At 65.1% G+C, this 12,918-nt stretch carries 10 protein-coding genes; 1 reads left to right on the forward strand and 9 read right to left on the reverse strand.

The features are described 5' to 3' along the window. Positions 1-18 precede the first annotated feature (18 nt). The 6 genes from AC1KVG_RS11175 to AC1KVG_RS11200 form a co-directional block, all read right to left on the reverse strand. Positions 19-2,847 carry a 2-oxoglutarate dehydrogenase E1 component gene (locus AC1KVG_RS11175; RefSeq protein ID WP_115036664.1) on the reverse strand — a complete coding sequence of 943 codons (2,829 nt, stop codon included), beginning with the start codon at positions 2,845-2,847 and terminating at the stop codon, positions 19-21. A 181-nt stretch (positions 2,848-3,028) separates the two neighbouring features. Continuing rightward, complete coding sequence (locus AC1KVG_RS11180; RefSeq protein WP_481094447.1) at positions 3,029-3,961, reverse strand: GNAT family N-acetyltransferase; 933 nt, start codon at positions 3,959-3,961, stop codon at positions 3,029-3,031. Continuing rightward, entirely contained in the window at positions 3,958-5,457 is a 1,500-nt protein-coding gene (locus AC1KVG_RS11185) for a ribosomal protein uL16 3-hydroxylase (protein ID WP_481094448.1), read from the reverse strand. The genes AC1KVG_RS11180 and AC1KVG_RS11185 overlap by 4 nt, the downstream gene beginning before the upstream one ends. A 171-nt stretch (positions 5,458-5,628) precedes the next feature. Beyond that, complete coding sequence (locus tag AC1KVG_RS11190) at positions 5,629-6,234, reverse strand: DUF3060 domain-containing protein (RefSeq protein WP_481094449.1); 606 nt, start codon at positions 6,232-6,234, stop codon at positions 5,629-5,631. A 78-nt stretch (positions 6,235-6,312) separates the two neighbouring features. Next, positions 6,313-7,680 carry an adenylosuccinate lyase gene (purB, locus tag AC1KVG_RS11195; protein WP_481094450.1) on the reverse strand — a complete coding sequence of 456 codons (1,368 nt, stop codon included), beginning with the start codon at positions 7,678-7,680 and terminating at the stop codon, positions 6,313-6,315. Between the two features lie 36 nt (positions 7,681-7,716). Beyond that, positions 7,717-9,063, reverse strand: a complete 1,347-nt coding sequence (locus AC1KVG_RS11200) for a hemolysin family protein (protein ID WP_481094451.1) — start codon at positions 9,061-9,063, stop codon at positions 7,717-7,719. Positions 9,064-9,329: 266 nt separating this feature from the next. Between AC1KVG_RS11200 and AC1KVG_RS11205 the strand changes: the two genes are divergently transcribed. Continuing rightward, positions 9,330-10,736 carry a class II fumarate hydratase gene (locus tag AC1KVG_RS11205; RefSeq protein WP_023903559.1) on the forward strand — a complete coding sequence of 469 codons (1,407 nt, stop codon included), beginning with the start codon at positions 9,330-9,332 and terminating at the stop codon, positions 10,734-10,736. Positions 10,737-10,866: 130 nt separating this feature from the next. Here the strand turns inward: AC1KVG_RS11205 and AC1KVG_RS11210 are convergent, their stop codons facing one another. From AC1KVG_RS11210 to AC1KVG_RS11220, 3 genes are all read right to left on the reverse strand, one after another. Beyond that, entirely contained in the window at positions 10,867-11,289 is a 423-nt protein-coding gene (locus AC1KVG_RS11210; protein WP_481094452.1) for a hypothetical protein, read from the reverse strand. Between the two features lie 222 nt (positions 11,290-11,511). After that, positions 11,512-12,042: a DUF2884 family protein gene (locus tag AC1KVG_RS11215; protein WP_481094453.1), complete on the reverse strand. Its 531-nt coding sequence runs from the start codon at positions 12,040-12,042 to the stop codon at positions 11,512-11,514. 31 nt (positions 12,043-12,073) lie between these two features. Continuing rightward, positions 12,074-12,904 carry a DUF4097 family beta strand repeat-containing protein gene (locus AC1KVG_RS11220; protein WP_481094454.1) on the reverse strand — a complete coding sequence of 277 codons (831 nt, stop codon included), beginning with the start codon at positions 12,902-12,904 and terminating at the stop codon, positions 12,074-12,076. Positions 12,905-12,918: the final 14 nt, after the last annotated feature.

The following is a 12,918-nucleotide window of genomic DNA, read 5'->3' on the forward strand; positions in this document are numbered from 1 at the left end:
TTCTTTGGGGAAGAGGAGTTATTCAGCGACTTGGTCGTTGAACGGATTGAGGAGCGCATCGGCGACCAGCTTCTGCTGTTCGACGATGTGGTCGGCCATGTGGCCGGCGGCAGGCGAGGGCGAGCGGGCACGGCCAGCGTAATGCAGGCTCTGAGCGCCGGTCAGGCAGAAGTTCAGATGGTGGCGAATCTGGTACCACGCACCCTGGTTCTGCGGTTCTTCCTGACACCACACCACATCGGTGGCGTTGGCATAGGCCTTGAGCTCGGCGGCCAGCTGCGCACGCGGGAACGGATACAGCTGCTCCACGCGCAGGATGGCGACGTCGTCCTGGCCGCGCTTGGTCTGGTCTTCGAGCAGGTCGTAATAGACCTTGCCCGAGCACAGCACCACGCGCTTGACCTTGCCGGCATCGGCCTTGGCATCGGGGATCAGATGCTGGAATTCGCCCTCGGCCAGTTCTTCCAGGCTCGACACCGCCAGCTTGTGGCGCAGCAGCGACTTGGGCGTCATCACCACCAGCGGCTTGCGGGTGGTCATGCGCATCTGGCGGCGGATCATGTGGAAGCACTGCGCCGGGGTGGTCGGCACGCAGACCAGCATGTTCTCCAGCGCGCACAGCTGCAGGAAGCGCTCTAGACGCGCGGAACTGTGCTCCGGGCCCTGGCCTTCGTAGCCGTGCGGCAGGAACAGCGACAGGCCCGCGATGCGGCCCCACTTGGCTTCGCCGGCGGCGATGAACTGGTCGATCACAACCTGCGCGCCGTTGGCGAAGTCGCCGAACTGCGCTTCCCACACGCACAGCGCGTTCGGGTCGGTGGTGGAGTAGCCGTATTCGAAACCCATCACCGCTTCTTCGCTGAGCAGCGAGTCGATCACGGTGGCGTCTTCGGGGTTTTCGACCAACTGGCGCAGCGGCATGTAATAGCTGTCGCTCTTCTGGTCATGCAGGATCGCGTGACGGTGGAAGAACGTACCGCGACCGGCATCCTGGCCGACCAGGCGCAGCTTGTGGCCTTCGGCCAGCAGCGTTGCGTAGGCCAGGTTCTCGGCAAAGCCCCAGTCGCCGGCCTGTTGGCCGGCGGCCATCTTGACGCGATCGTCGTAGATCTTGGCCACACGTGCGTGCAGCTCCACGCCTTCCGGGATTGTGGTGATCAGCTTGGCCAGGCGGTCCAACTGTTCGCGCTTGACGCGGGTATCGACCGGATCGGCCGCGGTGCCGACCAGATACTTGGACCAGTCGATGGCGAATTCGTCCGGCTTGCGCGTGGCCAGTTCGGTGGTGTACTCGCCCGAATCGAGCTTGTTGCGGTAGCCGTCGACCAACGCCTTGGCTTCGTCGGCGCTCAGCACGCCATCGCTTTCCAGCTTGTTGGCGTACAGCTCGCGGGTGGTCTTGTGCTTGCGGATGGTCTGGTACATCACCGGCTGGGTCGCTGCCGGTTCGTCGGCCTCGTTATGGCCCCAACGGCGGTAGCAGACCAGGTCGATGACCACGTCCTTCTTGAACTGCTGGCGGAATTCATAGGCCAGCTTGGACACGAACATCACCGCGTCCGGGTCGTCGCCGTTCACATGGAACACCGGCGCGCCGATCATCTTGGCCACGTCGGTGCAGTACAGCGTGGAACGGGCGTCGTCGCGGGCGCTGGTGGTGAAGCCGATCTGGTTGTTGATGACGATGTGCACGGTGCCGCCAACGGCGAAACCGCGCGCCTGCGACATCTGGAACAGCTCCATCACCACGCCCTGGCCGGCGAATGCGGCATCGCCGTGGATCAGGATCGGCAGCACAGTCTTGCGCTCGGCATCGCCGAAGCGCTCCTGACGCGAACGCACGCTGCCGACCACGACCGGGTCGACGATTTCCAGATGCGAGGGATTGAACGCCAGCGCCAGATGCACCTGCTTGTCGGTGCCAACGGCGATGTCGGCCGAGAAGCCCATGTGGTACTTGACGTCGCCGGTGTGCGCGCGGTCGTCGTGAGCGTGCTCGAACTTGCCTTCGAACTCGTCGAACAGCTTGCGCGGGTTCTTGCCCAGCGTATTGACCAGTACGTTGAGGCGGCCGCGGTGGGCCATGCCGATCACGATGTCCTTGACCTGATCGTTGCCGGACTGGCGAATGATCTCGTCCATCATCGGGATCAGCGCATCGCCGCCTTCCAGCGAGAAGCGCTTCTGACCGACGTACTTGGTGTGCAGGTAGCGCTCCAGACCTTCGGCGGCGGTGAGCCGCTCCAGCGTGCGCTTGCGGCTGGCCGCGTCGCCGGCGATCTTGCCGCCGGCATCTTCCAGGCGCTTGTAGATCCACTGGCGCTGGTCGAATTCCTGGATGTGCATGAACTCCGCGCCGATGGTGCTGGCGTAGGTCGCCTTCAGGCGGGCCAGCAGGTCCTTCAGCTTCATCCGCGGCTGACCACCGACACCGCCGGTGCTGAACTCGCTGTCCATATCGGCCTGCGAGAGGCTGTGGAACGGCAGGTCCAGATCTGGCGGATTGACCGGCGGGGTGAGGCCGAGCGGGTCGAGCTGCGCGCCGAGGTGACCACGCGCACGGTAGGCAGTGATCAGGCGGCCGACGTTGCGCTCGCGCTCGTCACTGGCACCCGCGCCGGTTCCGGCATTGGCTGCCTGCTTGGAGGCAGTGAGGATGTGGGCGATGGCGGCCGAGTGCGGCACATCCCCGGCATCGCGACCTTTGAAGTCGTCGAAATAGCTCTTCCACTTCGGATCGACACTGTCCGGGGCGACGAGGTACTGCTCGTACAGATCCTCGATATAGGCGGCGTTGCCGCCGGCGAGCTGCGATGACTGTGCGAACTGCTTTAGGAGATTATCCACGATGGTAAGTCGGGTCTGCTGTGAGGGATGATTGTGCGGAAGCGGCAGGGCAAGATGCCCTATCGGTCGGTATCAAATCTCGAAAAATTATACCCCCTTGCGCTAATGACAGGGCGTCTGCGAGCTGACCGGACGGGTAGGTCGACCGGCCTCGCACCTACGTGCGAAGGGCGCTGCGGCGTCAGATGCCGAGCGCGCGCGGTTCGCTCCAAAGCGCGCTGCGCTCCCATATCTGCGCGAATTCGCGCTCCAGCTGACGACTGCGCGCGGCGCCCGACAGCCAGGTTTCGCCATCGTCGAAGCGGTGGCCTGTTGGACGAAAGTAGTAGGCGTCATCGCCCACCACATAGGCCGACGCGTAGCTGCCATCGACCGGATCGCTGACCGCGCGGAAGCGAAACACGCTGGGCAGGCGCTGGGCCAGCCGCAACAGCGCGCTGCCACTGGCGTTGGCGCTTGCAGTGTCCTGCACCAGCACATGCACGCGTTTGTCATGCCGGGCGGTGGCGAAGCGACGCAGCGCATCGAGTGCCGCAGCGTTGTCGAACAGCGGCGGATCCAGTGCGCGCGTATAGATCAGCACCTGACGGCGCGCCGCGCACAGCAGGCCGGTGGTGGCGGCCAGGGCCGCGCTCAGATGCTCGACTGCCATCGGGCCGTCGAGGCGGCGGTGCAGGGCAGTGCCTGCTGCGCCCTGCGTATCGAAGGCGCGATCAGGACGAAATTCGGGGGAGGCTTCGGGCAGAAAACCGAGGCGTGCGAACACCGCTTCGGCATGTGCGTTGACGTGTGCGCTCAGGCTGGGCCAGCCGCGTTGGAGGGCGGTGTCGACTGCGGCGGCGAGCAATTGGTCGGCAATGCCACGGCGGCGCCAGTCGGGGAGCACGCCGAGCCGGTCGATGCGTCGGTCGGGTGTGAGCCGCACCGCGGCGATCAGCTGGCCGTCGTCGGTGCGCATGGCCAAGTGCAGGCTGAGGGGATCCAGTGCGTCCCATTCGGCATCGCTGGTGGTGCCAGCGGTGCCGGTGGTGCACGCCAGGCGCAGTACACGCAGCGCCGCGGCGTCGAGTGCCGGATCCAGCGAGACGGTCTGCGGCCTGGCGTGGTGGTTCATGCGCGCTTGGGCGACGCGTCGGTGTCGCCTGCGTCCGATGCCTCGTCGTCGTCGCTGTCGCCGTTCTGAGCGGCGTCTTCGCCTTGCCCGGCGTCACCGGCTTCGGCCGGGCCGTCCGCGGCGTCTGCGACCTGCTCGACGTCGGCCTCGGCGTCGATCTCCTCGTCCGCATCCTGCGTGTCGGTCTCGGCATCGTCGTGGTCGGCCGACAGGCTCAGCACGTGTGCCTGGTCGTCGTCGATGTCCTCGAAGTCGTCGTCGTTCTCCTCGTGGGCGCGCTGGTAATGGCCCTGCGCCAGCAGTTCCAGCACCACCTCGCGGCCGCGCACCGACAACTGGGCATACAGCGCGCCGTCAATTTCTTCGGCGGCGGCCAGGCGCGCGGCGTCCTTGGCCGACAATGCAAATTCCAGCCCGCTGCAGAACAGCGTGGCGCCACGCTTGGCACGCCGCCAGGCCAGTCGCGACCACGGATGGCGATGCAGCAACACGCCTTCTTCCAGCGCCTGCTCGACCGCCTCGCGCGGAATGGGTTCTGGTGCCGGTACCACGTCGCCGGAGGCGCGGTAAGTGGTCATGAAGCGACCGAACCAGTCGCCCAGCCGATCCGGGTCGTTCATGCGCAGCGCGTTGAGCGCTTCGACCACGCGGTTCATCGCAGTGACATCGATCTCGTACGGATCGGCCGGCACCTTGAGGTCTTCGTCGTGATAGCGCACGGCCTCGTCGGCGTCGGCGATCAAGGTGTCCAGATAGTCGCCGATCAGCTCGGCCGATGACGGCGCGCGGGTGCCGATGGAGAAGGTCAGGCAGGCGTCTTCGGCCACGCCGTGGTGCGGCACAAGCGGCGGCAGGTACAGCATGTCGCCCGGGCCAAGCACCCAGTTGTGGGTGGGCTTGAAGGCGCTGAGCAGCTTGAGCTCGACATCGTCGCGGAATGCCAGCGGCGCGGCCTTGCGGCCCTGTTGCGCACGCGCGTCGATCTGCCAGCGGCGGTGGCCCTGGCCCTGCAACAGAAACACGTCGTAATGGTCGACATGCGCGCCGACCGAGCCACCGGTGGCGGCGAAGCTGATCATGATGTCGTCGATACGCCAGCGCGGCAGGAAGCGGAACTGCTCCAGCAAGGCGCGCACATCGGCGTCCCACTTGTCCACGTCCTGCACCAGCAAGGTCCAGTCGTGGTCGGGCAGGCCGGGGAAGTCGGTTTCCTGGAACGGGCCGGTGCGCACATTCCAGTCGTCGGTGGCGCGGTCGTGGCTGATCAGTCGCGCCAGTACGCCGTCTTCGCAGGCCAGGCCGGCCAGATCTTCGGGCTGCAGCGGCGACTGGAAGTCCGGGAACGCGTTACGGATCAGCAGCGGGTGCTTGTGCCAGTAGTTGCGCAGGAAGCGCTCGACCGGCATGCCCAGCGGCTGGTCGCGGGTGGCATGGATCTCGAAAGGCAGCGGCGCGCCCTTTCTGGCGACGGTCTTTTTTGCGGCGGTCTTTTTCATGGTGTGACGGGTCCGACTGGGAAAAGCCGGCGCTGTGCGGCCGGCGAAGTGGCCTATTGTCGCCCAGCCCGCTGCGCGATGCCTTGCTGGCGTGTTGCATTAAGGTTTCAGTGCAGTCACGGCCACGCGAGGCATCGCCGGAACGTGCTGGTTGCTGGGGGTATCGGCGGTTTAGCGGGTGGAAATCTGGTTGTCGCTGCCGTAGTCGTTGACCACGGCAGTGCCGGACTGCTGGGTGATGCGGTTGCCGCGGCCGTGCAGCGTGGCTGCAGCGATCGCCTGCGCCTGTACCTGATTGTCGTCGCCAGGCACCCGCAGCGTGTGGATGCGTCCGGCCTTGAGTGTGGATTTGCGGCCGAATAGCTCGACGGTCTTGGCATCGCTGGCCAGGGTGACCTGGGCAGCCTCGCCAACGATGCGCACCGCTTCGGCGCGCTCGATCTGGACGATCGCATGCTCACCCAGCACCGCGATCGTGCCGCAATCGCCCTTGAAGGTCAGATTGGCGTTCTGTCCGGTCAGGTCGACGTTATGCCCGTCGCAGCTGACCGTGCCGCTGGTCGAGGTGACCATCAGCGTCGGTCGCCCGCCCGTGCTGGCGACCTGGGTGGCGCCGTCCATGCTCGGGACCGATGGCACGGAAGGCACCGATGGAACCGGTGCGATCAACGAGGTGGCCGGCGCTTGCGGCGCGGCAGCGGCAGACTCGGGAGCGGCCTGCTTTCCGCAGGCCACCAACGCGAGCAGGGACACATACAGCAGCGAGCGCAATGCCATGGCAATACTCCTGACAGCTGGATACAACGCAATGATGCGGGTCGCCGCAATGCGGCCAGATCGGGTGCGGCAGTCAGATCAGATGGCGCGCGCCAGTTGCTCGGCCAGGCCGGTATAGGCGCCCGGGGTCAACGCGCGCAGGCGCTGCTTGTCTTCTTCGGGCAACTGCAGGCTTTCCACAAATGCCTGCATCGAGGCGGCGGTGATGCCCTGGCCGCGGGTCAGTGCCTTCAATTGTTCGTACGGATTGGGCAGGCCGTGGCGACGCATCACCGTCTGCACGGCCTCGGCCAGCACTTCCCAGGCAGCGTCCAGATCGGCGTTCAAACGCTCCGGGTTGACGGTCAGCTTGCCCAGGCCCTTGGCCAGCGAATCCAGCGCGACCTGGGTATGACCGAACGCGGTGCCGAGTGCGCGCAGCACGGTGGAATCGGTGAGGTCGCGCTGCCAGCGGCTGATCGGCAGCTTGGCGGAAAAGTGCTCGAACAGTGCATTGGCAATACCGAAATTGCCTTCGGCATTTTCGAAGTCGATCGGGTTGACCTTGTGCGGCATCGTGGACGAGCCGACTTCGCCTTCCTTGAGTTTCTGCTTGAAGTAGCCCAGCGAGATGTAGCCCCAGATGTCGCGCGACAGATCGATCAGGATGGTGTTGACACGACGGCTGGCGTCGCCGATTTCGGCCACGTTGTCGTGCGGCTCGATCTGGGTGGTGTAGGGGTTGAACACCAGGCCCAGGCTTTCGACGAAGCGCTGCGCGAATGCGGCCCAATCCAGGTCCGGATACGACACCATGTGCGCGTTGTAGTTGCCGACCGCGCCATTGATCTTGCCGGTCAGTTCCACTGCGGCGATCTGCTTGCGCTGACGCTCCAGGCGCGCGACCACGTTGGCGATTTCCTTGCCCAGCGTGGTGGGCGAGGCGGTCTGGCCATGCGTGCGTGACAGCATCGGCTGGCCGGCCTGGGCATGGGCGAGGCTGCGCAGGCTGGCGGCGATGCCATCCAGCGTCGGCAGCAGCACCTCGCGGCGCGCCTGGTCCAGCATCAGGCCGTAGCTGAGGTTGTTGATGTCCTCGCTGGTGCAGGCGAAATGCACGAATTCCAGCGCCGGGCCCAGCTCGGCGTCATCCTTGAGCTGTTCCTTGATGAAGTACTCCACCGCCTTGACGTCGTGGTTGGTGGTGCGCTCGATCTGCTTGACGCGTGCGGCGTGGGTCACGCTGAAGTCGTCGGCCAGGCGGCGCAGGGTCTGCGTGGCGGCGGCCGAGAACGGCGCCAGCTCGGCAATGCCCGGCTCGGCGGCCAGTGTCAGCAGCCATTCGATCTCGACCTTGACCCGCGCCTTGATCAGGCCGTATTCGGAAAAGATCGGGCGCAGCGCATCCACCTTGGAGGCGTAACGGCCGTCGAGCGGGGACAGGGCGAGCAGGGCGGAATCCGACATGGGCAGGGCACTGGGAGGCTGGCGGGGGTGGGTATTCTACGCCGCCCCGGCACTCGCTTCGCCGATCGGGCGGACGGTGATCGCCTGGATCCGGTGCCCGTCCATGCGCCGCACGGTCAGCGCGTGGCCGTCCAGCTGCAGGGTTTCGCCTTCTTCGGGCAGCCGCTGCAGCCTGTGCACGATCAGCCCGCCGACCGAATTGACGTGGTCCGGCGCGCTCAGATCCCGGCCGAGCAGGCGTTCCAGGCGGAAGATCGAGGTGCTGCCGGCCACCAGCAGTGAGCCGTCCTGGCTGCGGATCGGCGCATCGCGCACCACGTGGCGATGCTCGTCCTCGATCTCGCCGACCATCACTTCCAGCAGGTCTTCCAGGGTAAAGAAGCCCAGGATGCGGCCCTGGTCCTCCAAGCACAGCGCCAGATGGGTGGCGCCGGTGCGGAACTGTTCCAGCGCACTGGGGATCGGGGTTTCCAGGGTCAGCAGGGTGGCCGGGCGCAGCAGCGGGCGCAGATCGTCCAGTTCCTGGCCGCGCGCCATCGCCACCAGCAGGTCCTTGGTATGCAGGATGCCCAAGACCTGCTCGCCCTCGGCATCGAACCACGGGTAGCGGCTGTAGCGAGACTCGCTGAACTCGGCCAGCACCGATTCCAGCGTCATGCCTTCGCGCAGGCTGCGCATGTGCTCGCGCGGGCGCATCAGATCGCCGGCGACCAGGTCGGGCAGTTCCAGCGCATGACTCATCAAGGCCAGTCCGTGATCGGGCGTGGCCGCGTTGGGATCCTGGCGGCCAACGATCAACATCAGTTCTTCGCGCGAATAGCGATGCGATTGGTGCTCCACCTCGCCCCAGCCAAGTACGCGCAGCAGGCGGTTGGCGCTGGTATTGAGGACCCAGATCGCCGGATACATGGCCCAGTAAAAGACGTAGAGCGGCGCGGCGGTCCACAGCGATATCAGCTCCGGACGGCGAATGGCCATGGTCTTGGGCGCCAGTTCGCCCAGCACGATGTGCAGAAACGAAATCAGGCTGAAGGCAATGGCCAATGCGGTGAATTGCGCCGCTTCCGGCGACAGGCCGAGCAGGTCGAACAGCGGCTGCAGCAGATGCGCAAACGCAGGTTCGCCGACCCAGCCCAAGCCGAGCGAGGCCAAGGTAATACCGAGTTGGCAGGCCGACAGATACGCATCCAGATGCGCATGCACCCCCAACAGCAAACGCCCGCGCCAACCGTTGTTCTGCGCCAGACCCACCGCCTGCGTGTGACGCAGTTTGACCAGCGCGAATTCGGCGGCGACGAAGAAGCCATTCAACAGCACCAGCAACAATGCCACCAACAGCAGCAGCACATTACCGAGCATGGCGTACGCCTGCGTGCTGTGCATCGGCGATAGGTCTATGCGCTATCTGCTGCGCGTAAGCGATGCTGCGGTGCGCAGAAGAGAAAGACGCAGGTGCTGCGTTTCTACAGTCAGGGTCGTCGCCCATGGCGGCGTGGTACCTCGTATTGATCGATGGGCAGTCTAGCCCACGGCTTGCGACGACATCGCCGCAACGCTGCGAGCGAGTATCGTAGGCAGCCTCGCCAGCCCGGGTACGCCCGCTGCCAGCCTTCCTTGACCACAAATCCAACGATGTGCGGAGAGTGCAGATGAGCGAACGTTTCAGGACCGAACACGACAGCATGGGTGAATTGCAGGTACCCGCCGATGCATTGTGGGGCGCGCAGACCCAGCGTGCCGTGCAGAATTTTCCGGTGTCGGGTCAGCCGATGCCACGTGGCTTCATTCGCGCGCTGGGCCTGATCAAGGCCGCTGCAGCCGGCGTCAATGCCGAGCTGGGATTGCTGCCCAAGTCTATCGCCAAGACGGTGCAGGACGCCGCCTTGCAGGTGGCCGAGGGCACGTATGACGCGCAATTTCCGATCGATGTCTATCAGACCGGCTCGGGTACCTCGTCCAACATGAATGCCAACGAGGTGATCGCTACGCTGGCCACGCGTGCCGGCAAGGACGCGGTGCATCCCAACGATCACGTCAATCTGGGGCAGAGTTCCAACGACGTGATCCCGACCGCGATTCGCGTGTCCGCGTTGCTTGCGGTGCAGGAGCATTTGCAGCCCGCGCTCAAGCATCTGCGCAAGACCATCGACAAACGCGCCAAGGGGCTGAGCAAGGTGGTCAAGACCGGGCGCACGCATCTGATGGATGCGATGCCGCTGACCTTCGGCCAGGAATTTGGCGCATGGTCGGCGCAGTTGAGTTCGGCGCAGGATCGCATCGACGACGCGCTCAAGCGTTTGCGGCGTCTGCCGCTGGGCGGCACCGCGATCGGCACCGGCATCAATGCCGATCCGCGTTTCGGCGGCAAGGTGGCCAAGGCCTTGTCGAGCCTGAGCAAATTCAAGTTCGAGAGTGCCGACAACAAGTTCGAAGGCCTGGCTGCGCAGGACGATGCGGTGGAACTGTCCGGTCAGCTCAATGCGCTGGCGGTGGCCTTGATCAAGATCGCCAATGATTTGCGCTGGATGAATGCCGGCCCGTTGGCGGGGCTGGGCGAGATCGAATTGCCGGCGCTGCAGCCGGGTAGCTCGATCATGCCGGGCAAGGTCAACCCGGTGATTCCCGAAGCCACCGTGATGGCATGCGCGCAGGTCATCGGCCACCACACCGCGATTACCGTGGCCGGGCAGACTGGCAACTTCCAGTTGAATGTGACCCTGCCGCTGATCGCCTACAACCTGCTGGATTCGATCACCCTGCTGGGCAATGTGTCGCGTCTGCTGGCCGATACCGCAATCGCCGGACTGAAGGTGCGTCAGGAACGCGTGCGCGAGGCGCTGGATCGCAATCCGATCCTGGTCACTGCGCTCAACCCGATCATCGGCTACGAGAAGGCCGCCGCGATCGCCAAGCGCGCCTACAAGGAACAGCGCCCGGTGCTGGACGTGGCCCTGGAAGACAGCGGGCTCAGCGAAGCGGATCTGCGGCGTTTGCTGGATCCGGCCGCGCTGACGCTTGGCGGCATCCAGGCCGGCAGCAGTGGAAGCGGTGGCTGATCACTGCTGTGTGTATGTAGGAGCGCACTTGTGCGCGATAGGGCGTTATCGATAAGGCCCCGTCGCGCACAAGTGCGCTCCTACCAAGGTTCGCGCGAATCTGCGCTTTGTGCGCAGCTTCGCTCGTTGGTCAGTGCCGCTCGGCCTGCACGTTGCCGAAGCTCTCGCGATACGGCTGCAGCGACGGGATCTCATTGAGTAATTCGCCGCTGAGCTTCTGTATTTCCGGGGTGACCGTCAGCTTGATCGACTTGTATTCCGGATCCGCGCCGGCGTCGTTGACGGCCTGCTGACGCAGCATCTGCAGATGCCCGAACAACAGCTGCAACTTGGCGCGCGTCGGCTCTTTCTGCGGTAGCGCGATATCGTCGATCTTCAGCGTGCCGTCCGGGGTGATTTCCGCATTGGCAGCCGGTGGGCGGCGGATCATCACCGATTGGGTGGTGATCGCAACACGCGGCTTGCCGCGTTCGGCGCGCCGGGACGACTGATCGCCGCAGGCGGCGAGAGTGCACAGCAGCAGCGCCATGCAGAGCATCACGAACTTGTTCATGGGGTCGATGGGTTGAGGGGAGCGCACTAGTGTAATCCCGCCCCGGTCAGGCGATCCGGGCCGGGGCTACATGGCATGGCTGACAAAATGTCGCAGGCCAAGGTGGCGCTCAACTCGCGTGCAGGAATCGGCATGGGTATGCGCTCCATCCGATTCGGGAAGCCGCTGCGTCTGCCAACGCTTGCGCAGCGGCTGTCACTGCCGCACTTACTTGCGGCAGTCTTACTTGCGGCAATCGTCGACGTCGTGTTGCGTCAGGGTGGAGTAGGGCGCAAACGCCGGCACCAGTTGCGCAGCGGCGTCCTGCGCGGCGCGCAGTTTGGCCAGCTGATCGCAGATCTGCATGGCGTTGTGCTTGAAGGTGTCCGCCTGTGCTTCGATCTTGTCGCCGATCTGCTCGGTATTGCCGCTGAGCACGCCCTTGAGCGCTTCGCCCGCCGCATGCGCGCCAAACGCTGCACCTTGGGTGCCGATGTCGATGCCTTTTTCGGCCACGCCCTGGATCTGCGCGTAGAAGCTGCGCATCGCCTGCTGCTGCGCATCGTTCAAGGTGACCGGCTTGCCATCGATGCTGAGCGCGCCATCCACACCAATGGTGGCTGCAGGCAGGCCGTCACGCTTGAGCGTCACGCTCTTGCCGTTGAAGGTCACGCCACTGCCGCTGGCCTGGCCCGATACATTGACCGTGGGCTCGGACTTGCCACAACCGACCAACAGCGCGCTCGCCAATACAGCAGAAATCAACAGTTTCATCAGCAGTTCCCCTCACATCGTCAATGAGTGATCAGTTGTCGGTTGGCACGCGCGTGCTGCCGGTGACATCGCTGACGTCGATATCGCCGCTACCCTTGCGCGCCACGCTGACATTGCCGCGCACCTTGCGCACGCTCAGTGCGCCGGAGTTGACCGCGTCCACGCCCACATCGCCTTGCACATCGTCGATGTCGACATCGCCGGAGCCGATCGTGCCGAGCTTGACGTTGCCGGCAACGCCACGCAGTTTGACGTCGCCCGAGCCGACCTTGCCGACCTCTGCTGCGCCACGCACGTGCGTGGCCTTGAGATCGCCCGAGCCCACTGCCAAGACACGCAACGCGCCCATGTCTTCCAGCTCGATGTCGCCGGAGCCGACCTTGGCGGTGACGCGGCCCTTGGTGCGACGAATCGCCATGTCGCCAGACCCGACGTCGGCACTGACCGCTGCCGCACCGGAGATCTCCGCATCGCCGGAACCCACGTCGAACTGCACCAGCAGCGTGTCGGGCACGCTGCCGCGCAGATCCAGGTACGCGTAGCTGTCGCCGACGGAGATGCGCATGCTGCGGGCGTCGTCCAGCGTCACCACCAACTTGTCGCCGACGCGCTTCTGGGTGACGGTCAGGCCGTTCAGCAGATCGGCGCGTGCAGCACAGGCCCGGCCGCTCAGACGCCCGCTACTGCCCGGCGAGGCATCCAGATGCAGGTCGTTGGAGGCGACCTCGAACAACACCGACTTCACTCCGCTCAGTTTCAGCTCCAGGTTGCGCGGCTCGGAGAATTTGCATTGCTCCTGGGCAAACGCAGCGCCGGGCAACGCGAACAAGATGGCCAGACTCAGATGCAGGTGCGAACGCATGGGGTGTCCTTTAC

The sequence above is a fragment of the Xanthomonas sp. NCPPB 3959 genome, from assembly GCF_056675575.1.

What these genes read in the sequence shown, in the direction of transcription:
- AC1KVG_RS11180 (WP_481094447.1), bottom strand. Translation starts at nt 3,961, where the DNA reads ATGAACCACCACGCCAGGCCGCAGACCGTCTCGCTGGATCCGGCACTC.
- AC1KVG_RS11185 (WP_481094448.1), bottom strand. Translation starts at nt 5,457, where the DNA reads ATGAAAAAGACCGCCGCAAAAAAGACCGTCGCCAGAAAGGGCGCGCCG.
- AC1KVG_RS11190 (WP_481094449.1), bottom strand. Translation starts at nt 6,234, where the DNA reads ATGGCATTGCGCTCGCTGCTGTATGTGTCCCTGCTCGCGTTGGTGGCC.
- purB (WP_481094450.1), bottom strand. Translation starts at nt 7,680, where the DNA reads ATGTCGGATTCCGCCCTGCTCGCCCTGTCCCCGCTCGACGGCCGTTAC.
- AC1KVG_RS11200 (WP_481094451.1), bottom strand. Translation starts at nt 9,063, where the DNA reads ATGCACAGCACGCAGGCGTACGCCATGCTCGGTAATGTGCTGCTGCTG.
- AC1KVG_RS11205 (WP_023903559.1), top strand. Translation starts at nt 9,330, where the DNA reads ATGAGCGAACGTTTCAGGACCGAACACGACAGCATGGGTGAATTGCAG.
- AC1KVG_RS11210 (WP_481094452.1), bottom strand. Translation starts at nt 11,289, where the DNA reads ATGAACAAGTTCGTGATGCTCTGCATGGCGCTGCTGCTGTGCACTCTC.
- AC1KVG_RS11215 (WP_481094453.1), bottom strand. Translation starts at nt 12,042, where the DNA reads ATGAAACTGTTGATTTCTGCTGTATTGGCGAGCGCGCTGTTGGTCGGT.
- AC1KVG_RS11220 (WP_481094454.1), bottom strand. Translation starts at nt 12,904, where the DNA reads ATGCGTTCGCACCTGCATCTGAGTCTGGCCATCTTGTTCGCGTTGCCC.